15 protein-coding genes are annotated in these 19,662 nt (G+C 70.0%); 4 read left to right on the top strand and 11 right to left on the bottom strand.

What is annotated here, in order from left to right; translation table 11 throughout:
* Positions 1-45 precede the first annotated feature (45 nt).
* Entirely contained in the window at positions 46-777 is a 732-nt protein-coding gene (locus tag ACWCWD_RS00935; protein ID WP_450769174.1) for a GntR family transcriptional regulator, read from the top strand.
* A gap of 65 nt (positions 778-842) precedes the next feature.
* On the opposite strand, the gene ACWCWD_RS00940 is transcribed toward ACWCWD_RS00935, so the two are convergent.
* From ACWCWD_RS00940 to ACWCWD_RS00960, 5 genes are all read right to left on the bottom strand, one after another.
* Positions 843-2,765 carry a right-handed parallel beta-helix repeat-containing protein gene (locus ACWCWD_RS00940; protein ID WP_450769175.1) on the bottom strand — a complete coding sequence of 641 codons (1,923 nt, stop codon included), beginning with the start codon at positions 2,763-2,765 and terminating at the stop codon, positions 843-845.
* A gap of 116 nt (positions 2,766-2,881) precedes the next feature.
* Complete coding sequence (locus ACWCWD_RS00945) at positions 2,882-3,796, bottom strand: carbohydrate ABC transporter permease (RefSeq protein WP_450769177.1); 915 nt, start codon at positions 3,794-3,796, stop codon at positions 2,882-2,884.
* Between the two features lie 6 nt (positions 3,797-3,802).
* Positions 3,803-4,756, bottom strand: a complete 954-nt coding sequence (locus ACWCWD_RS00950) for a carbohydrate ABC transporter permease (protein ID WP_450769178.1) — start codon at positions 4,754-4,756, stop codon at positions 3,803-3,805.
* Positions 4,735-5,982, bottom strand: coding sequence for an ABC transporter substrate-binding protein (locus tag ACWCWD_RS00955; protein WP_450769180.1), 1,248 nt, complete (start codon positions 5,980-5,982; stop codon positions 4,735-4,737). The genes ACWCWD_RS00950 and ACWCWD_RS00955 overlap by 22 nt, the downstream gene beginning before the upstream one ends.
* 243 nt (positions 5,983-6,225) lie before the next feature.
* Positions 6,226-7,485: an alpha-L-fucosidase gene (locus ACWCWD_RS00960; protein WP_450769181.1), complete on the bottom strand. Its 1,260-nt coding sequence runs from the start codon at positions 7,483-7,485 to the stop codon at positions 6,226-6,228.
* 109 nt (positions 7,486-7,594) lie between these two features.
* Here ACWCWD_RS00960 and ACWCWD_RS00965 point away from each other — a divergent pair, with 109 nt between their 5' ends.
* The gene (locus tag ACWCWD_RS00965; protein WP_450769182.1) at positions 7,595-8,401 is read left to right on the top strand and encodes an RraA family protein; all 807 of its coding nucleotides are present in this window, start codon (positions 7,595-7,597) and stop codon (positions 8,399-8,401) included.
* Between the two features lie 76 nt (positions 8,402-8,477).
* On the opposite strand, the gene ACWCWD_RS00970 is transcribed toward ACWCWD_RS00965, so the two are convergent.
* From ACWCWD_RS00970 to ACWCWD_RS00985, 4 genes are all read right to left on the bottom strand, one after another.
* Positions 8,478-9,785 carry a BNR-4 repeat-containing protein gene (locus tag ACWCWD_RS00970; RefSeq protein ID WP_450769184.1) on the bottom strand — a complete coding sequence of 436 codons (1,308 nt, stop codon included), beginning with the start codon at positions 9,783-9,785 and terminating at the stop codon, positions 8,478-8,480.
* A 194-nt stretch (positions 9,786-9,979) separates the two neighbouring features.
* The gene (locus ACWCWD_RS00975) at positions 9,980-11,281 is read right to left on the bottom strand and encodes a sugar ABC transporter substrate-binding protein (RefSeq protein WP_450769185.1); all 1,302 of its coding nucleotides are present in this window, start codon (positions 11,279-11,281) and stop codon (positions 9,980-9,982) included.
* A gap of 66 nt (positions 11,282-11,347) precedes the next feature.
* Positions 11,348-12,283 carry a carbohydrate ABC transporter permease gene (locus ACWCWD_RS00980; RefSeq protein ID WP_450769187.1) on the bottom strand — a complete coding sequence of 312 codons (936 nt, stop codon included), beginning with the start codon at positions 12,281-12,283 and terminating at the stop codon, positions 11,348-11,350.
* Positions 12,283-13,209, bottom strand: a complete 927-nt coding sequence (locus ACWCWD_RS00985; protein WP_450769188.1) for a carbohydrate ABC transporter permease — start codon at positions 13,207-13,209, stop codon at positions 12,283-12,285. Before ACWCWD_RS00985 ends, ACWCWD_RS00980 begins: the two co-directional genes overlap by 1 nt.
* Before the next feature lie 342 nt (positions 13,210-13,551).
* Here ACWCWD_RS00985 and ACWCWD_RS00990 point away from each other — a divergent pair, with 342 nt between their 5' ends.
* On the top strand, positions 13,552-15,840 hold the full coding sequence (locus tag ACWCWD_RS00990; protein WP_450769189.1) for an FAD-dependent oxidoreductase: 2,289 nt from the start codon (positions 13,552-13,554) through the stop codon (positions 15,838-15,840).
* A gap of 63 nt (positions 15,841-15,903) precedes the next feature.
* On the opposite strand, the gene ACWCWD_RS00995 is transcribed toward ACWCWD_RS00990, so the two are convergent.
* Both ACWCWD_RS00995 and ACWCWD_RS01000 read right to left on the bottom strand, forming a co-directional pair.
* The gene (locus tag ACWCWD_RS00995) at positions 15,904-16,707 is read right to left on the bottom strand and encodes an IclR family transcriptional regulator (protein WP_450769190.1); all 804 of its coding nucleotides are present in this window, start codon (positions 16,705-16,707) and stop codon (positions 15,904-15,906) included.
* Between the two features lie 210 nt (positions 16,708-16,917).
* Complete coding sequence (locus tag ACWCWD_RS01000) at positions 16,918-17,943, bottom strand: acetylxylan esterase (RefSeq protein WP_450769659.1); 1,026 nt, start codon at positions 17,941-17,943, stop codon at positions 16,918-16,920.
* Positions 17,944-18,582: 639 nt separating this feature from the next.
* On the opposite strand from ACWCWD_RS01000, the gene ACWCWD_RS01005 reads away from it, so the two are divergent.
* Positions 18,583-19,602 (top strand): LacI family DNA-binding transcriptional regulator, encoded by a 1,020-nt coding sequence (locus ACWCWD_RS01005; RefSeq protein WP_450769191.1) that lies wholly within the window; start codon positions 18,583-18,585, stop codon positions 19,600-19,602.
* Positions 19,603-19,662 lie beyond the last annotated feature (60 nt).

Here is a 19,662-nt window from a genome sequence, read left to right on the forward strand (position 1 = left end):
GCGTACCATGTCACAACTGGTCACCCGTCGCAGGATTGGGAATTCATGGCATCGACGACGTCGGCTGGATTCGTCTCCACGCTGGCCACGAACAAGGACCGGTTCCGCAAGACCCTGATCTCGGATCAGGTCTACGAACTGCTCCGCCAAGCCGTCGTCGACGGCGACCTCGGACCGAACGAGCGCGTGGTCGAGTCGGAGATCGCCCGGCGCCTGGGGGTGAGCCAGGCTCCGGTGCGGGAGGCGGTCAAGCGCCTGGCGCGAGAGGGCCTCCTCATGCACGTCCCGCGCCGCGGCCACTTCGTCGTCGAGATCTCCGAGCGGGACGCCGAGTACGCACGGCAGGTGCGCGAACCGCTGGAACGGCTCGCCGCCCGGCTCGCCACCGAACACCTCACCGACGACCACCTCCGCGAACTCGACGCGCTGGTCGACCGGATGCGGGACGCCGTGGCGGCGAACGACGTGAGCCTGTTCCGCGACGCCGACATCGAGTTCCACACGCTGGTCAGCCGGATCGCGGGGAACCCGTTCCTGGCCCGGATGTGGGAGGTCATCGAACCGAGCCTGCGCACGCTGCGGGCCATCTCCGACCCCCTCTTCGAGGGGGACTGGAGCGCGATGGCGGAGGAGCACGGCAGGCTCGTCGGACTGCTGCGGTCCCGCGACGCGGATTCGGCGGCCGAGGCGTTCGCCGACCACGCGGCCGGCCGCGGACCGGTTCCGGACGCGCGCGGGACGAAGAGGAAGCCGCGCGGGGCCGCAGCCGACAGGTGAGCCCACGTGCGCCGAGGGCCCGAGCCGGACATCCGGCTCGGGCCCTCTCACTTACGCGACCGAACTCAACGGGCCGCCCCCGCCACCCATTTCGGCGCCCCGTACTGGTAGGCGCCGAGGCTCGGCACCGCGTCCGTCGAGCCGTCGTTGATGCCCGGCAGCGCGATCGCCTGCCCCCGCGCGGGCGAGCCGGCGGTCAGCCGGAAGTCGTGCCCGGCCGCGTCGACGAACAGCGGATCGGTCTCCGCCGGGAGGTTGTTCGAGAGCACCAGACCGCCGTCGGTGGCACCGGTCAGTCCGCGGATGGCGCCGACGTTGTTGTAGATCTTCGTTCCGGTCGACTGCCCCGGCTCCTTGACGTAGAACAGGGTCATCCCACCGGTGTTGTTGTACACCCCGTTGTCGTGCGAGCCGGTGCCCAGACCGTTCAGCATCACCGTGCCCTCCCGGTTGCCCCAGCCCACGTTGTTCGCGATCACCAGGTCGCTCTGCCCGTTGTCGGCGTAGACGCCCGAGATCCCGAAGGTGGTGAGCGTCGTGGCCGGCTCCGGATCGTGCAGCACGTTGTGGTCGATGGAGGTCCCCATCATGTAGGCGCTGCAGCAGGTGTAGATCGCGGCGACGTCCAGGCTGAGGCGGGCGTACCCGGAGATGTCGTTGTACGCGATCAGATCCTTGCCGGGGGTGAGGCCCTCCACGGTGTTCCACTGGAGGTTGATCCCGCTGCGGCCGACCCGGCTGATCGTGTTGTGGGTGACCGTCTGGCTGTTGCCCTGCACGGCGATGCCCGCCGCGTACGTCCCCATGTAGTCGACGTCGTGGATCACGTTGTTCGTGGCGGTGTTGTTCTGGCCGCGCAGGGCGATGCCGTTGCCCGCGCTCAGCGACAGATCACTGTTCATGATCGTGTTGTACGTCCCGTCGAGGACGATGCCGGTGTCGCCGACGCCGCGCGTCACCGTGCTGCCGCAGTCCGTCGCTCCGCGCGTGATGTCGGTGTAGTGCGACAGGTACGTGCCGTCGATCGCGTCCAGCGTCACACCCGTGCTGGTCGGCCCCGTTCTGATGGTGGAGGCGAACAGCCCGACGCCCGCCACCGTCGTGTGACTCGCGGCCGTCAGGTCGAAGGCCAGGGTGCGGGTCTTCGCCTCGACGGTGTGCCCGGCCGGGTCGTCCTCGCTGTAGAGGTACAGCCGCTTGCCGGTGGGGTCGTAGAACCACTCGCCCGGGCGTGAGAGCTCACCGATCTTTCCGGCGAGGGCGTACCGCGTCTCCTTCGGCACGACCTTGTGCACGCACGGGGGCGCCACGTCGAGCGTCACCGAGCCGACGGCCGAGCTCTGCACCGTGCCGGTCGCCGAGATGTACCAGTAGCCGGTCAGGGCCCGCGCGCCGTCCCAGTACCCGGCGGGCCGGGTCAGGGCGGCGTCCGCGATCGTCGCGTCCGCGCTCCCCGTGTCCGCGTACTGGAGCGCGGGGTCGAGCAGGTCGAGCCCCGGGTAGGGCCACTGCGCCTCGACGCCGGCCTTCCCGTCCGTGAAGACCTGCACGGTCGTCACGTCGGGGCCCAGGTCGACGGCGGTGCTGTAGACGTGTCCGGCCGCCACCGCGGCGCTGAACGCGGAGTCCTGGGCGTACGGATCGCTCTCGGCGATCTCCGCGACGTCCGCGCCGGTGACGGGCGCGAAGCCTTGGACCGGCGCGGTTCCGCTCAGCGTCACCTTCGCCCCCGGGGCCGCCCGGTAGGTGATGGGCAGCGCGGCGGTGCCCGACCGGGCCGGCACGACGGTCTCGGCGTACGTACCGGACTGGATGAGGCAGGTGTCGCCGGGCCCCATGACGTCGGCACACCGCTGGATGTGCTGGAACGCCTGGCCCGCGCTGGTGCCCGTGCGGGAGTCCTGGCCCGACGGGGCGACGTAGTAGACCGTGCCGGCCAGGGCCTTGTGCGGATGCGGGTGCGCGGCGGCCGGAACGGCGGCCGTCACGACGGACAGCGAAGCGAGCAGGGCGGCTGCGGACCACGAGCCCGTACCGGGGCGTGGCCACCATCTCCTCGACACTGAATGGTCCTTCTTTCTCCGGAGGGAAACGATGCGCCCGCTCATCCCTTCACCGCGCCCACCGTCAGACCGCTGATGATGTGGCGCTGCATGTAGACGAAGAAGATGATCACGGGTGCGACGGCGAGCAGAAGGTTGGGGAACACCTTCGTCAGATCGGTGGAGTACTGGCTGATGCCCGCGTAGATCGCCGTCGTCACCGTGTAGTGACCGGACGACGGGCTGAGCAGGATCTGCGGGGAGATGAAGTCGTTCCAGATCCCGATGGAGTTGAGGATCAGGACGGTGACGACCGCCGGACGCATCAGCGGGAAGATGATGGTCCAGAAGGTCCGGTAGCGGCCCGCACCGTCGATCGTCGCCGCGTGGTCGATGTCCACCGGGACCGCACGGATGAAGCCCACGAAGAGGAAGATGCTGACCGGCAGCGTCGAGGCCACGTCGTGCGCGACCAGGCCGGTCACGGTGTTGGCGAGCCCGACCTCGCGCAGTACGTAGATCACCGGGATGATCACGGCCGCACCGGGGATGAACGTGCCGGCCAGGAAGTAGAGCAGCACCAGCTGCGTCCGCTTCTTGAGGCTGCGCGCGATCACGTACGCGGCCGGCCCCGCCAGCGCGATGCAGAGGACGTCCACGGTGACGACGAGGAAGAGCGTGAAGCCGTAGCCGCCGATGACGTTGTACTGCGGGTTGCTGACGGCGGCGGACATGTGCTCGAAGGTCAGACCGCTCAGCGGGATCGAGAAGGGGCTGTCGAGGATGTCCTGTTGCGACTTGAAGGCGTTCACGACGAGCAGGTACACCGGCACGATCATGACGACGAACAGCAGGCCGAGGAGAACCCGGCGCAGCGGCGAGCGGGACTCCCGCCGCTCCGCCGAGGAGATCTCGGGGGCGGGGACCGGTACGGTCCGCGGCCTGTCGTGGGCCCTTGGTTCGGTGACGACCACCATCGGCTCCTAACCGGTCGCAGCTTGGTCTTGGCGGTTGCGCAGCGCGGTCACGACGAGGGCGAGCACGGCCGAGACGACCATCAGGAAGACCGCCTGGGCCGTCGCGTAACCGACCTTGGTGCCCTCGAAGGACCGGGCGAGGATGAGGTAGGTGAAGGTCTGCGTCGAACCCGCCGGGCCACCGCCGGTGAGGCTGACCACGATGTCGTACGCCCTCAGCAGGCCGACCAGGTTCAGCACGGTCGCCACGGTGACGACGGGCGCGATCATCGGGATCACGATGCGCAGGTTGGTCTGGCGCCGGTTGGCGCCGTCGATCGCCGCCGCCTCCAGGAGCTCGGCCGGAACGGTCTGCAGCGCGGCCACGAACAGGACCACGTTGAAGCCGAATCCGGCCCACACGATGACGCCGATCAGCGTGTACAGCGCGAACCGCTCGTCGAAGAGGAAGCCGATCGGCTCCATGCCGAACTTCGCGAGCGTGTTGTTGATCGCCCCGTTCGTGCCGAGGATCGCCGCCCACAGATAGCCGAGGATCAACGCGCTGATCACGTGCGGGAAGTAGGCGACTGCACGGAAGAACGAGTTCGTACGGGACTTGCCCTTGAGGATCAACGCGTACACCAGGCCCAGGCCCACCATCAGGGCGGTGCCGATCACCGTGATCAGCGTGGTGACGTACCAGGCTTCCGTCGAACTCGGGTCGTCGAAGAGGTGCTGGTAGTTCTCCCACCCGATGAGCCTCGCGGTGGAGAAGCCGTCCCAGTCCGTGAAGCTGAGGTAGACCGCCACGCCCACGGGCACGATCGTCAGCACCGTGTACAGGAGCACGGCCGGCCCGATCATGCCGAACGTGACGGCGGCCTCGCGGAAGCGGGCCCGTCCGCGGCCGGCGTCCGCACGCGGGGAGGCGGCGACGGAGCGCCGCGGCCGCGGCGTCAGTTCTGCGAGTTCCACCACTTGTCCAATCCGCGAGCGGCATCCTTCGCGGAGGTGCCCGTGTACAGGGACTGGATCTGCGTGTTGAGCTCGTCGCTGAACCCGGCGACCGGCTGGTTCTCGCCGGACTTCACCAGCACCGACGGCGTCGCGTCGAGGATCTTCTGCACCGCGGTCCCGAGGCTGGACATCGGATAGCTGAAGCCCGTGCGCAGGTTGCCGTCCGCGGCGAGCTGGCTGCGGATCGCCTCCTCGTCGGTGACCAGCCACTTCACGAACTCGATCGCCTCGGCCTTGTGGTGCGACCGGTCGATCACCGTGTAGGGGTTCGAGACGTTGCCGAACTGGCCGGACGGGTAGGCGCCGTCGGTCGGCATCGTGAAGACACCGATCTCGTCGCTCTTCTTCGCCGCGTCCGCCGCGGGCACGAAGAAGGACCCCATCATGTACATCGCCGACTTGCCGTTGAGGAAGGACGTCTGCCCGTCGGCGTACGTCAGCCCCAGCGCGCTCTTCCCGAGGTACCCCTTGTCGATCCACTCCTCGTAGCGCTTCAGGTAGGGCACATAGCCGCTGTCGGCGAAGGAGACCTCGCCGTCGTTGCGCTGCTTGATCCACTGCGGGTTCCCGGTGAGCACACCGGCGTCGGCCATCATCGAGAACTGACCGCCCGTCACCCACTGGCCGGCGGTCTGCAGGGGCTCGTAGCCCGCAGACTTCAGACGGCCCATGGCGGCGGTGAACTGGTCCAGCGTCCGGATCTCCGTCGCGTCCACGCCGGCCTTGGCGAAGGCCGCCTTGTTGTAGAAGACCAGCGACTGGATCTGCTCGCCCACGCCGACCATGTACGTCCTGCCGTCGACGGCGTACTGGTCGACCAGCGGCGTCTCCTTCGCCCACGGCTGGTCGGACAGGTCGGCGAAGAGCTTGGCCGTGTCGGGGGCCGGGACGATCTGCTGGGCGACATCCGGCGGATCGCCGGCCGCGAGGTCCTGGGTGAGCTTGGCGTTGGCCGAGACGGTGCCCGTCAGCTCCAGCTTCACGTGGACGCCGGGATGGCTCTTCTCGTATGTGGCGAAGAGGCCCTTCCAGTACTGCTCCGTCAGGTTCGGCGAGATGTTGACGATGATGCGGAGAGTGGTGCCCCCCGCGGCCTCGTCGGACCCGCTTCCTCCGCAGGCGACGGCGGATGCCATCACCAGCGGAGCCACGGCGAGTGCGGAGGCTCGGTGCCACATGGTTCTCATCGGACACGCTCCATTGCGTAGTCATGAATAATCGATAGCCGATGTGCAGCGCAGGCGTTCGTTCGGGTTCGGCGCGAAGGGGAGGGGTGCCGCGTCCGAACGGTGCGGGCGGCTTCCGGTAGGCGTAGTGATAATCGCCTATCGATTGCTGATGCTAGGGGTGGCATCCCGCATGTTCAAGGGTGCTGCCGAAACCGCTTGCTCCCGGTCGTCCCGCTGCCCGGTCGCTCGGCCCGGCCCCCTTCATGAATCCAACTCCGCCTCTTCCAGGAAGAGTTCGACCACCGGCAGCAGCACGTCCGGCCGAGCGGTGGGCAGGGTCAGGGTCAGGGTGCCCGGCGGCTGGCTCGGCGGCGCCAGGTTGTTGTGCTCGTGGCGGGCTCCGTCGACCTCGTGGAAGGCTATCTCCGAGCCGTCGTGCAGCAGTTGGGCGTAGCGCACACGTCCGGCCAGGCCGGGGAGATGGAGGTGCCTGAGCGGCCAGGCGAGCAGGTGCAGGTAGAGGCGGCGGCCTCGCTGCGTGTAGAGGGCGTTCGCCGGAGCCAGGAACGGGGACGGCCCCGCACCGTGGACGGCACGGGAGTGCACGGCGCTCCACTCCCCGATGGCCCGCAGGGTCTCCCGTGCCCGCCGGTCGAGCGAACCCCGCCCGTCGGGGCCGACGTTGAGAATCAGATTGCCGCCGCAGGAGACGGACTGGACCAGCATGCGGACCAGCTGGGAGGGGTCCTTGTAGTCGTGGTTGTCGCGGTCGTAGCCCCAGGACCCGTTGAGCGTGTGGCACGCCTCCCACCGCACCGGCACGCCGTCGCGCTCCAGCGGCCGGTCGGGCTGGTACTGCTCGGGCGTCACGTAGTCGCCGGGTATGCCCAGCCGGTCGTTCACCAGGATGCCGGGCCGCAGTGCGCGGACGGTCTCCATGAGCTCCTTCGCCCCCCACTGCTCCGGCCCCATGCCCGGATAAGTGAAGTCGAAGAAGAGCAGGTCGATCTCTCCGTAGGAGCTGAGCAACTCTCCTATCTGGCCCCGCATGTACGCCCGGTAGCCCGCCAGATCCGTGGTCTCCGGCGCACCTGTCGAGCCGCGCAGCGGATGGTGTTCGTCGACCGGGAACCCGGGGTGGTGCCAGTCGATGAGCGAGTAGTAGAGGCCGACGTGCAGGCCCTCGGCGCGCATCGCCTCCGCGAACTCCGCCACCAGGTCCCGGCCGGCCGCGCGCACCGAGGTGTAGTCGGTCAGCGACGAGTCGAAGAGGCAGAAGCCGTCGTGGTGCTTGGCGGTGAGGACGGCGTAGCGCATCCCGGCTTCCCGTGCGGCGCGGGCGAGTTGCCGCGCGTCGAAGAGGTCCGGGTCGAACCGCTCCAGGTAACGGTCGTACTCCGCCTGGGACATGGCCTCCCGGCTGCGTACCCATTCGTGCCGCGCGGCGAGGCTGTACAGACCGAAGTGGACGAACAGTCCGAAGCGAGCGGTCTCGAACCAGCCGCCGGATGCAGTGGGCACGGAGGACTCCTGACGGATTGACAGCACTAATCGATAGGAGGTTATCTACCATCGATAGGCGATGGTGTCACTGGTGTTGCGTGCGAAGAGCGCGCGGAAAGGCACGGACATGAACCCGAGCAGTCAAGGAACGTCCGCGGCGGGGGAGACCCCGGTCTACGAGTCGATGCGGTCACCGGTCCACACCGCGTCCTACCGGAGGCCGACCCGGCGGATGGTGGACGCGCTCGCGGACGTGAGTGCGGCGACCGCCTGCGCGAAGCTCCACCAGATGGGCATCACCCGCACCTTCATCGACGGGCCCGTGCCGCTGCACCGGGAGCCCGACGTCAAGGTCACCGGGGGCGCGGTGACCCTGCAGTTCCTTCCGCAGCGCGAGGACGTCTTCAACGGTGCCGAACAGGAGGACATCGAGCGGAAGACCCCGTTGTGGGGAGTGCTGGAGTCGATCCGCCCCGGTGACGTGCTGGTGATCGCGGCGCAGGGGAGCCACTTCACCGGCTGTCTCGGCGACATGCTGGTGCGCTACTTCAAGCTGCGCGGCGGCGCGGGGATCGTCGTGGACGGGCGGGTGCGGGACGCGGCCCGCATCCGGGCCCTCGGTGTGCCGGTCTGGTGCACCGGCGTCACCCCGCACTACGCCTCGCAGACGGAGCTCTTCCCTTCCGCGTTCAACGTGCCGGTCGGCGTGGGCGGCACGCTGGTCACACCGGGGGACCTGATCGTGGCCGACGAGGACGGTGCCGTCGCCGTACCGCAGGACCGGGCGGTCCCGCTGGCCGAGGACTCGCTCCTGCACCAGGACCGCGAGGCGTTCGCCCGCCGCCGCCTCGACGAGGGCGGCCTGCTCTCCGACTACTACCCGCTCACCGGTTCGGGGCTGGACGAGTACCTGGCGAGCAGGGCGGCGACCTGACCCGACCGCCTGCACCGTCCGTGGAGACGGTGCGGACGGCGCGCTCCCTCGCCAGGAACCCGGGACAGCCCTCGGCTCAGCGAATGCCGTAATAGAGGGAGTTGTGCGCAGTGTCCGGAAGGTAGAGAACGTCGTGACCGTCCGAGTCCTGCTGCACCGCGAGCCGGTCCGCGCTCACTCCGGGAGCGGCGGACTGCGCGGTCCAGGCCCCGTCCGCCGACTGCGTCGCGGAGTAGACCCGGTCGGTGCCCGAGGTGGTCACGTAGTAGATCCGCTTGAGGTCCGTCGCGTCCCAGGTGATGCCGAGAGCGGCCGCGGTCTGACCACCGGCGTACACCAGCTTCTCCACCCAGTCGCTGCCGCTCGGATAGGCGTAGTACACGCGGAAGTCGCCGCCGCTGTCGGCCGAGCGGTAGCGGTAGGCGACCTTCGGGGTGGTGCCGTCGAGGGTGAGCTTGGCGCTCTGCACCGCCGGACCGGTGTAGGCGTTGTCGATGCTCCACTCCTCGCCCGGGGTGAGGTCCTGGATCACGTCGGAGGTGGCGGGCGTGACCGGGGTCGTGACGGTCGCGCCGGTGCTGTCCGCGAAGGCGCCGGTCGACGGGTCGTAGGTCAGGTACGAGAGCTGGTGGCGGAACGCGGTCGCCGGCGCCTTCGCCCACTCGTAGAGGAGGTGGACGCGGCCGGAGGCGTCCACCGTGATGTCGTCGGGGTACACGGAGCGGTTCAGCGCGCCGGCGAAGGTCGCGACCGTGCTCCAGCTGGAGTTGGCGTTGTCCCAGCGGTACAGCTTGCCGGGTCGCTGGTCGGAGCCCGCACCCACGCGGGCGGCCAGGTACAGGTCTCCGTTGGGCGCGGTGGTGACGACCGGATAGGTGATGCCCACGCCCTGGTCGGGCAGTTCGGACGCGTGGTCGGTGACGTCGCCGCCGGGGGCCTCGGTGCGGAAGTAGCGCCAGGCATTGGCGTGCATGGAGGTGAAGACGTGCAGCCGGCCGCTGCCGTCGCGGGCGACCGACGGCTGGTTGTGGCCGTTGTCGTCGGCGAACTCGGCCTGCTGCCCGTCGCTGTTCAGCAGCGGCAGCCGGCTCCAGACCCCGTCCGGGTCGCGCCGTGCGATGGCGGGCCGGTGCGTCGCCGCCGTCGAGCCCGGCTCGTTGAAGGCGAAGTACGTGTACTGGCCGCGGCCCTTGTACGTGGCCACCGGCGTCCACCAGGCGGCCTGGTTCGACGAGTCCATGGTGTACGGGACCTTCTCGATCACCGTCGCCGCGGCTGCCGAGCCTTGCGGGGCGTCGGCCGCCCCGGCGGCCGGCACGGCCAGGAGGAGGGCGGCCAGGGCCGTGGCGGAGGCGGTGTACGTGCGTACCGTGGGGCGTCGCATGATGAGCTCCTTTGCTCTTCGCGGGTGCGTGCGTGCGTGGCGAGGGCGTGCGTGGCGAGGGCGCGGACCGCGGCGGCCCGGGGCCGGCCGGCGCGGTCGTCGTGCGCGACGGAGCACGGGGAGGGGCCCGGCGAGGGCCGTGCCACGTCCGCGGGGCCCGCGTCGCGGTACTGGAGGCCGTGTCCGCCCGGGCCTCAGCGCTTGATGAACGCGGCGACCTGCTCGCCCGCCTGCTTCATCGCGTCCTTCGGCTTCGACGTGCCGACGAGAACGGCCTGCACCTGCTTGGCGACGGCCTCCTCGATCTGGGCGTTCTGCGCGAACTGCCAGAACGGGCTGCCGGTCGCCGTCTTGGTGATCTTGCTCGTCCACTCCGTGGAGAAGGTGTCCTTGGCGACCTCGGGAGCGGCCAGACCCGCGGTCGTCGACGGCGGCAGGGCACGCTCGGCGAAGTACTGGGAGGTGGTGGCCAGATCGGTGGTGGTGTGCAGCGCGAACTCGGTCGCCGCGTCCTGCCCCTTGCCCTTGACGATCGCGATCACACCGCCCCAGAGCAGCGCCTGCGGCGTGTCCCCGGCCTTGAGCACCGGTCGTTCCACCGGCTGCATGGCGTCTGCCAGCGTCTTGTCCGCCGACTGGGCGGAGGTCACGCCCTTGCCGATGATCGCGTCGTCGTAGAAGGCGGCCTTGCCCTGGCCGAACAGGGCGCGCGCGTCGAAGCGGTCCACGTCGGCGGCGATCAGCTTCTCGTCGTGCAGCTTCTTGTACCAGGTGACGGCGTCGATCGAGGCGTCGTCGCCTATGGTGACCTTCCCGCCGTCGAGCAGCGTGCAGCCGAAGGTCTGCATCCACGGGAAGATGTCCTTGAGCTGCGCGACCTTGGTGGCGGCGGCGTACGGCACCACACCGCCGCCGAGCCCCTTCAGCTCACGCAGCGCGGCCTCGAACTCCTCGACGGTGGTGGGGTGCTCCTTGATCCCCGCCTTCTCCAGGAGCTTGGAGTTGGCGATCAGACCGATCGACCCGGTGTTCCACGGCAGCCCGTACTGCTTTCCGTCGTACGTACCGCTGCTCAGTGCCACGTCCGTGTAGCCGCCCTTGCCGGCCACCGGGCCGAGGTCGGCCAGCTTGCCCATCTGCGCCATCGCGGCGAGCCAGGCGATGTCGAGGTGCACCGCGCCGGTCGTCTGGCCGCCGCCGAGCTTGAGGGTGAGCTGGCTCAGGTACTCGTTGTACGGGTACGACACCGCGCGGATCGTGGAGTCCTGGGCCTTCTCCCAGGCCGCGATGATCTTCTCGATCGAGGGCTTGGCGGCTTCCTCGTTGAGCGACCAGGAGGTGAAGTCGAAGTCCTTGGACTTCGGGTCGCCGCCGTTGGTGGTGGAGCCCGCGCCGGACGGAGCGCAGGCGCTGAGCACACCGGCGCCCGCCAGACCGAGCGCGCCGATGCCGAACATGCGCAGCGCGCCGCGGCGGCTGATGCCAGAGGTGGTCATGATCTCTCCATGGGGGAGTGCGTGCGGGAGGGGAGGTACGTGCGGGCGCGGGACGGTCCCGCGGGTTCAGCTCTTGACCGAACCGGCGGTCATGCCGCCGACGAGATAGCGCTGCAGGAACATGAAGGCGACGACCACCGGGACGGACACCACGAGGGAGGCCGCCATCAACTGGGGCCAGGCGGTCTGGAACTCGCCGATGTAGGTGGAGACGAGGCCGGGAGGCAGGGTCTGCTTCTCCTTGTCGGCCAGGGTCAGCGCGAAGATGAAGTCGTTCCAGCCGCGGACGAAGGCGAAGAGCCCGGCGGCGATCATCCCGGGCGCGGCCAGCGGTGCCACGATGGAGTGCAGCGTCCGCCACCGGGAGGCGCCGTCGATGGACGCCGCCTCCAGCAGGGCGTCCGGGATGGTGTCGAAGATGCCCTTCAGCATCCAGACGCACAGCGGCATGGTGAACGTGGTGAAGGAGAGCACCAGGGCGGTGTACGTGTTGAGCATGCCGAAGCTGGAGAAGACCGTGTACAGGGTCACCAGCAGCAGCGCCTGGGGGAACATCTGGGAGGCCAGCACCAGGTGCATCAGCGACCGCCGGCCCGTGTAGCGGAACTTGGAGAACGAGTAGCCCATGTACGTGGCGACCACCACGCTCAGCACGGCGGTGATCGAGGCCACGACGAGCGAGTTGACCATGTACTTGATCAACTGGTCGTTCTCGGCCAGGGCCGTGAAGTTGTCGAGCGTGAGGTCGGTGGGTATCAGCTTCGGCGGGAACTGAAAGGTCGACTCGGGGGTGCTCAGCGCGGTGGCGAGCAGCCAGTAGACCGGCAGCAGACCGAAGGCGCCGATGACGACGACCGCACTCCAGGCGGCGATCCGCGAACGCAGCAGGTCCTTGCGCACGCGGCGCCGGGTGCTGCCCCCGGCCCGGGTGGTCCCTCCGGTTCGCGTGGCCGCCTGCGGCCTCTCGACGGCGGACAGGGGGGTGGAGGTGGTGGAGGTCATCAGGCGTCGCCCTTCCGCTCGGTGATCCTGAGGTAGACGACGACGAGGAGCAGCAGAAGCAGCATCCACAGTCCGCCCAGTGCGGTGGCCCGGCCGATGTCGAAGCCCTTGAACGCGGTCTGGTAGACGGCGGTCGCGAAGGTCTCGGTGGTGCCGGCCGGTCCGCCGCCGGTGAGGACGTAGATGGTGTCGAAGTGCTGGAAGTTCCAGATGAACTCCAGCAGCAGCACGATCGAGGCGACACCGCGGATCTGCGGCCAGGTGACGTTGAAGAAGCGCCGGATCGAGCCCGCCCCGTCCATCGAGGCCGCCTCGTGCAGCTCCCTGGGCACGGTCTGCAGACCGGCCAGCAGCATCACCATCATCCAGGGGAAGCTGGCCCAGGTCTTGGTGACGATGACCGCGAGCATCGCGGTACCGGGCTGCCCGAGCCAGGCCACGGACTCCTCGATGATCCCGGCCTTCATGAGGACGCCGTTGAGCACCCCGTAGTTCGCGTTGAAGATCCACATCCAGAGGAAGGAGACCACCACGCCCGGGATCACCCAGGGGAACAGGAACAGGCCGCGCAGGAAACCGCTGCCTCTGAGCCCGGTGTTCAGCGCGAGCGCGAGCGCCAGGCCGAGCACGAAGGGGACGAGCGTCGCGCCGACGGTGAAGACCAGCGTCTGCTTGAGGATGGTGAGGAAGTCGCCGTCCAGCCAGTAGGTGAAGTTGTCCAGGCCGACGAACTCCCGGCCCGGCAGCCGCAGATCCTGCTTGAAGAAGCCGGTGAACAGCGCCGACAGCAGCGGGTAGAAGATGATCGCCGCGAAGAGGGCGAGTCCCGGCGCGGTCAGCAGCAGGGCGAACGCACCGTTGGAGAGCCGCCCGCCGGTCCGCTGACGGGGCGGGGGCGCCTTCTGGGGAGGTGCGGCCGTACTCATGGGTCTGTCCTCTCAAACGGTGGCGGGAGCGCCGGGGCCCTGTGTGAACGCCAACCCTGCTCCAGTGAATGCAAGTTGCAGCATGCGGGATCGTTCTCCATATCGTGCGATGGAGTCAACCCTTTTGGTCGGTGAATCGCCGGTTCTGTGCCGGACCGGCTGACTCGCGCCACCTGCTCCGAACACGCGCTTCGGCGCACGGCCACCGGACCGGTGGCCGCAACGGAACTTACAACGGATCCCACTGACTGAACAGTGGTTGCACAATATGGATGTGATGTACGTTCAAGACCGCTCCGCTGCGGCGGAGAGTGTCCGAGCATCACACCGAGGAGGCCGCACGTGCGGGAAGAAGAGGTCCATTACGACATCGCCGTGATCGGCGGCGGATTGGCGGGGACCTGCGCGGCCATCGCCGCGGCCCGGCTCGGCCGACGCGTCGCCCTGGTCAACAACCGGCCCGTCCTGGGCGGCAACGCCAGTAGCGAGATCCGCGTCTGGGTCTGCGGCGCCTCCGCACACGGCGTGCACCGCTGGGCCCGTGAGACCGGAATCATGGGCGAGCTGTACACCGAGAACCAGTACCGCAACCCCGAGGGCAACCCCTACTACTGGGACCAGGTCGTCCTCGACGCCGTCCGCGCGGAAGCGAACATCGACCTCTATCTCAACACCGACGTGCGCGAGGTCGACGCGAGCGGCCCCGACGACAGCCGTGAGGTGCACTCCTGCACCGGCTGGATGATGGGCTCGGAGCGCCGCATCACCTTCCACGCACGCCAGTTCCTCGACTGCACCGGAGACGGCCTGCTTGGCCACCTCGCCGGCGCCCACCACCGCATAGGACGCGAGGCGCGGGCCGAGTTCGGCGAGCCCTGGGCGCCGCCCGAGGCCGACCGGGCGCTGCTCGGCTCGACGATCCTCTTCCACAGCAGGGACACGGGAGCGCCGGCGAAGTTCGTACCGCCCGCCTACGCCAAGGACCTGTCGACCACTCCCATCCTGCGCAACCGCATCCTGCGCACCGGGGACAACGGCTGCGACTACTGGTGGGTCGAATGGGGCGGCGAACTCGACACCGTCCACGACAACGAGCGCATCCGCGACGAGCTCCAGGCCGTGATCATGGGCATCTGGGACCACATCAAGAACTCGGGCGAGTTCCCGGACGCGGCGAACCTCACCCTGGAATGGGTCGGCAGCCTCCCCGGCAAGCGCGAGTACCGCCGCTTCCTCGGCGACCACGTCCTCACCCAGCAGGACATCCTCCAGCAGCGCCAGTTCACCGACCGCGTCGCCTTCGGCGGCTGGTCCGTGGACCTCCACCCCGTCCAGGGCATGTACGCCGACGAGCCCGGGGCGCGCCAGCGGTACGCGGACGGCATCTTCCACATCCCGCTGCGCTCCCTGTACTCGGTGAACGTCACGAACCTGCACTTCGCCGGGCGGAACATCTCCGCCACCCACATCGCCTTCGGGGCCACCCGCGTCATGGCCACCTGCGCGACACTCGGCGAGGCCGCGGGCACCGCCGCGGCCCTGTGCGTCGCCGAGGGCCTCACCCCGCGCGAACTCGCCACGAAGCGACCGGAACTGGTGCGCCGCACCCTGCTGCGCCAGGACGCCTCCGTGATCGGTGTCGCCGACGACGACCCCGGCAACCTGGCACGCACGGCCCGCGTCAGTGCCTCCTCCCACCTGGCCCTGCTGGCCGCCGAGCCCACCGAGGACGAGCCCGGCACCCCGTACCCCCTCACCCGCGACCTCGCCCTCCTCCTGCCGGTGGACCCCGCACTCGACACGGTGGACCTCCTCGTCCACGGCGCCCCGGACGGCCACGACCGCGAACTCACCGTGGAACTGTGGGGCACGGGAACCCCCGAGAACGCGGTCCCCGCCGACCGTCTCCTCACGACCACGGTCACCGTCCCGTCCGGCGGCCCCCACTGGGTCACGGCCCGTCTCGGCCACCGCCCCGACACCCCCCGGAACGCGATCGTCATCGTCCGGGCCTGCACGGACACGGCCCTGGTCCTGCTCCCCGAGCGCACCGACGGCGTTCTCGCCCTGCGCAGGAAGGCCGAGGGAGACGCGTCCGTCGACCACGACATCCCCGAGGAGGACGGCCAACTGGTCCTGGAATGGCAGGCCCGGGGCCTGCGCCGGCAGACCTTCGCCTTCCGGGCGGCCCCGGGCACCACGGCGTTCCGCCCCGAACGGGCCGTGGGCGGATTCCAGCGCCCCTATGGCGGCCCGAACATGTGGTCCTCCGCACCGGAGGGCACCGAGGAGTGGCTCCGTCTCGACTGGGACGACGAGCAGGAACTCACCGAGACGCGCCTGGTGTTCGACGACGACGTCGACGAGTACCTCAACAACCTGCACCGTCACCGCACCCCGTACGAGGTGATGCCGGAACTCGTGCGCGACTACCGCGTCCAGAGCCGGGACGCCGAGGGGCGGTGGCACACACTCCTGACCGTGGCGGACAACCGGCGGCGCCACCGTGTGCACGCGCTGAAAGCCGCGGACGGCGGCCCCGTACGCACCCGGGCCCTGCGGCTCGTGGTCGACGCGACGCACGGGGCACGGCACGCGCACGTGATCGCCTTCAAGGCGTACGGAGCGTAACGGCACGCGAAAGGGGGCCGGTGGAGGCCGATCGGCCTCCACCGGCCCCCTTCGTCGTGCGCGTCAGAGCGCGCCGAGTGCCTGACTGATGGCGTCGGCGGCCTCGATGACCTCGCGGACGAGGGCGAGACGCTGCCCCTCGGTCCGCTGCCCCTCGGTGTCGGAGCGCTCCCCGAGCAGCGAGGCCGGACCCCACAGGGAGATGGCGGCGACCACGTCCCCCGAAGCGTCACGGACGGGCGCGGCCAGGGACGCGCGGCCCAGGGCGCGCTCTTCGGCCTCGATGGCGTACCCGGTGCGCCGCACGGTCTCGATCTCGGTGTCGAGGAGGTCGTGACTGGTGGTCGTGTACTCGGTGTGCGCGTCGAGGGGATCACCCAGCAGCCTGCGACGCTCCTTGGGAGAGAGGCCGGTGAGCAGGCACTTGCCGATGCTGGTGGCGTGCAGCGGTGCGGTGTGTCCCGCCTGCGTGTAGGACTTGGGTGCGCGGGGGCCCTCGAAATTGCCCAGGAACATCAGCTCGCCACCGCGGCGTACGGCCACGTTGGCGCCGAGCCCGGTGCGGGTCGCGAGGCCCTGGAGCACCATGCGGGCCGCCCGGTGCACGGGGTGGCGGTTGGTGGCCGTGGCGGCGAGGGGGAGGAGGCCCAGGCTGAGCCGGTAGAGGTTGCTGACCGGATCGCGTTCGACCATGTCGAGGCGTTCCAGTGTGGACAGCAGGCGAGAGGTGGTCGACGAGCCCAGTCCGGTCAGCTCGGCGACGTCGGAGACACGGAGTTCGGGCCGGCCGGAATCGAGTGCGCGCAGCACCGAGACCGCTCGTTCGACGCTCTGGTTCGTCCCGGCATCAGTCCCCCGCGTAGCCATGACCCTCCTCTTTCTGCAAACGGCTTGCACTATCTGCATCAGCATATCGCGCATGATCGATGCCCGTACCTGGAAACAGCGATGGAGGCAATTCCGCGACGGCATGCGGGGGAGGGTGCGGTGGCGCCGCGGAACCGACAGGTCACAGGGCGAGGACGTCCGGGCCCGGTGAGCCGGTGAGCCTCGTGGGCCCGGACGTCCGACCGGCGGTCAGGCGGTGGGGTGCGACGCCTGCGCCCGGTCCGCCGCCGACAGGAAGCGTCGCTGAGCCTCCTCCACGGCCGCCGTCTCGGCCGGCTCGTCCGGGTGGTCGAAGTGCCCCGCCCGCAGGACGAGGAGTTCGCGCGGCCCGGCCAGCGCGTTGTGTATCGCGAACTGCCCCGGTGGGGGGACCGACGGGTCGAAGAGGGCGGCGGCCACATGGACCGGGATACGAAGGTGGCGGGCGGCGGTCGCGGCGTCGAAGTACGCCAGGACGTCCAGTACCGAGGGGTCCTCGGCGAATCGCGTACGCACCGACTCCCCGCTGCCCGTGCACGGCAGTGTCACCCGCAGCGGATGGTTCCCGAAGGTCGGCACCGTCAGGCCGGCGGCATGGAAACGGTCGTCCCAGGGAAGCGCCAACGCCCCGATGCCGCCGCCGAAGCTCGTGCCCAGGTAGGTCAGCCGATCAGCGGTCTCGGGCACCAGCCGCTGCAGTGCGGAGGCCGCGCACCAGACGTCCGCCACGCAGCCGCCGATGAGGTACGACTCCCGGGCTCCGATGCCCTGCAGCACGTGCCCGGCCGAATGCGAGGGCACGCCGGGCAGCAGGCTCCGCGTTCCGAGCCCGCGCAGACAGGGCCAGATGGTCGCGGTCTCCGGCGGGGCCTGCCAGGAATCCGGAGCCTCGCGGCCTCCGTAACCGTGCGTCGACACACAGCCCTGTGTGACGCGGCCGTCGGCCGGGACGGTCAACCAGCCCCCGATGCGGACCCCGTCGGCCGACGTGTACGAGACGTCGGCGACCCGCACACCGTCCACCGTGGTCCAGGGGCCCTCGATCCGGGGCTCCGGGTCGACGCTCAGCGCACGGGCGTGGCGCTCCCGCCAGAAGTCGGCGAAGTCGTCCGGCCCTTGCGGGGCCCCCACCGCGAGGAGGCGCGGCAGGTCGTGTCCGTGGGTGGGGTCGAAGGGGAAATCATGGTGGAGCGGGGCGAGTTCACCGTCGTGCGACGTGAGCGGATGGGTGGGCACGATCTCTCCTTGTTCGGTGTGCGCGGTGGCCGGCGTGCCGTTGCGGAACAGCTCCCGGCGCGGCGTGCCGTGGCCGGCGGACGCCGGGTCCCCGGTGAGGGGCCGGCCTGCCGACGGGGTGGTCACGGCGGTTGTGCACGGCAGTTGTTCCGGCGACGGCGACGGCGACGGCGAGTCGGCCCGACGGCGGCGGCGAGTCGGCCCGAGGGCGGCGGTTCGGGGTGGTGGCGCTGGGGAAGACCTCGCGATGCCCGCCGGCGCGATCCCCGTTGCGATGATCACCGCCCGCGCGACCATACGGCGGCCCACCAGCACCCTGCAACAGGTTGTGGCCCGGTTTTCCGGCCGGATTTCTCCCCTCGTGCTCATCGATGCGGCTCGATGGGACGTCTCGCCTGCCCGCCGTGCACGTGCCGGTTCGGGAGCGTCCTTCGGTGCCGCCTCGCGCGATTACCCCATGGACCCGTCGTCCCGCTAGGGCGTAGATCACTGTCCCAGGGCCATTGACGCCCCTGGTTCAAACCGGTTTAGTGATGGCCAGTTGATCACCTAAACCGGTTTAGAGGCCGGATGGTCGATCGGAACCACTTCAACCCCCTTTGCCCGGTTACGGGGAAGGCGGAGAGCGGAAGGCGCGCCATGGCCCGCAGGCCCACCATCGACGACGTCGCACGGCGTGCGGGTGTCTCGCGCAGTTCTGTCTCGTTCGCCCTGAACGACCGGCCCGGGATCGCCGAGGAGACCAAGGCGCGCATCCTCGCCGCCGCGGCCGAACTCGGCTGGACACCGAGCCGCCCGGCGCGGGCCCTCTCGCTCGGCAAGGCCGGAGCCTTCGGCCTCGTCCTCGCGCGGGAGCCCGACCTCATCGGCGCCGACCTGTTCTTCCCCGCGTTCATCGCGGGCGTCGAGATGGTCCTCGGGGAGCGCGGCGACGGGCTCATGGTGCACCTCACCACCCCCGAGCGGGAGCGGTCCGTGTACGAACGGCTGGCCGCCGACCGCCGGGTGGACGGTGTGCTCCTCACCGACCTGCGCCACGACGACCCCCGCCCCGGCCTCGTGCACCGGCTCGGACTGCCCGCCGTCGTGGTCGGGCAGAGCGAGTGGGGCGACGGCCTCAGCTCGGTGAGCCTCGACGACCGGCCCGCCTACGTGGAAGCCGTACGGCGCCTGGCGGAGCTGGGACACCGGCACATCGCCCACGTCGAAGGGCCCCAGGAGTTCCGCCACGCGCACCGGCGCCGGGCGGCCTGGCAGGAGACGCTGCACTCCCTCGGCCTGCCCGAAGGGCCCGTGCGGCCCGGCGGCTTCACGGCGGAAGGCGGAGCGCGGGCCACCCGCGAGCTGCTGTCGCTCCCCGAACCGCCCACCGCGATCGTCTACGGGAACGACCAGGCCGCCATGGCCGGGCTGTCCGTGGCCCAGGAGCTGGGCGTTCCGGTACCGGAACGTCTCTCCGTCGTCGGTTACGACGACACCAGCCTCACCCGCTACACCCACCCGCCGCTCTCCTCCGCCCGCGCCGACGCGCGCGGCTGGGGCGAGGCGGCGGCCCGCGCCCTGGACCGGGTGCTGGCCGGCGAGGAGGTGGCGCATGTCGTGCTGCCGCCCGCCGAGTTCGTCCCCCGCGCCTCGATGGGCCCGGCGCCCCGCGTCTGACGGCCGGGCCGGCGGCCCGGTGGGGCGCGGCAAGGAATGTCCGTCCGGCGACGAGGCCGG

This window comes from Streptomyces sp. NPDC001493, assembly GCF_053597235.1.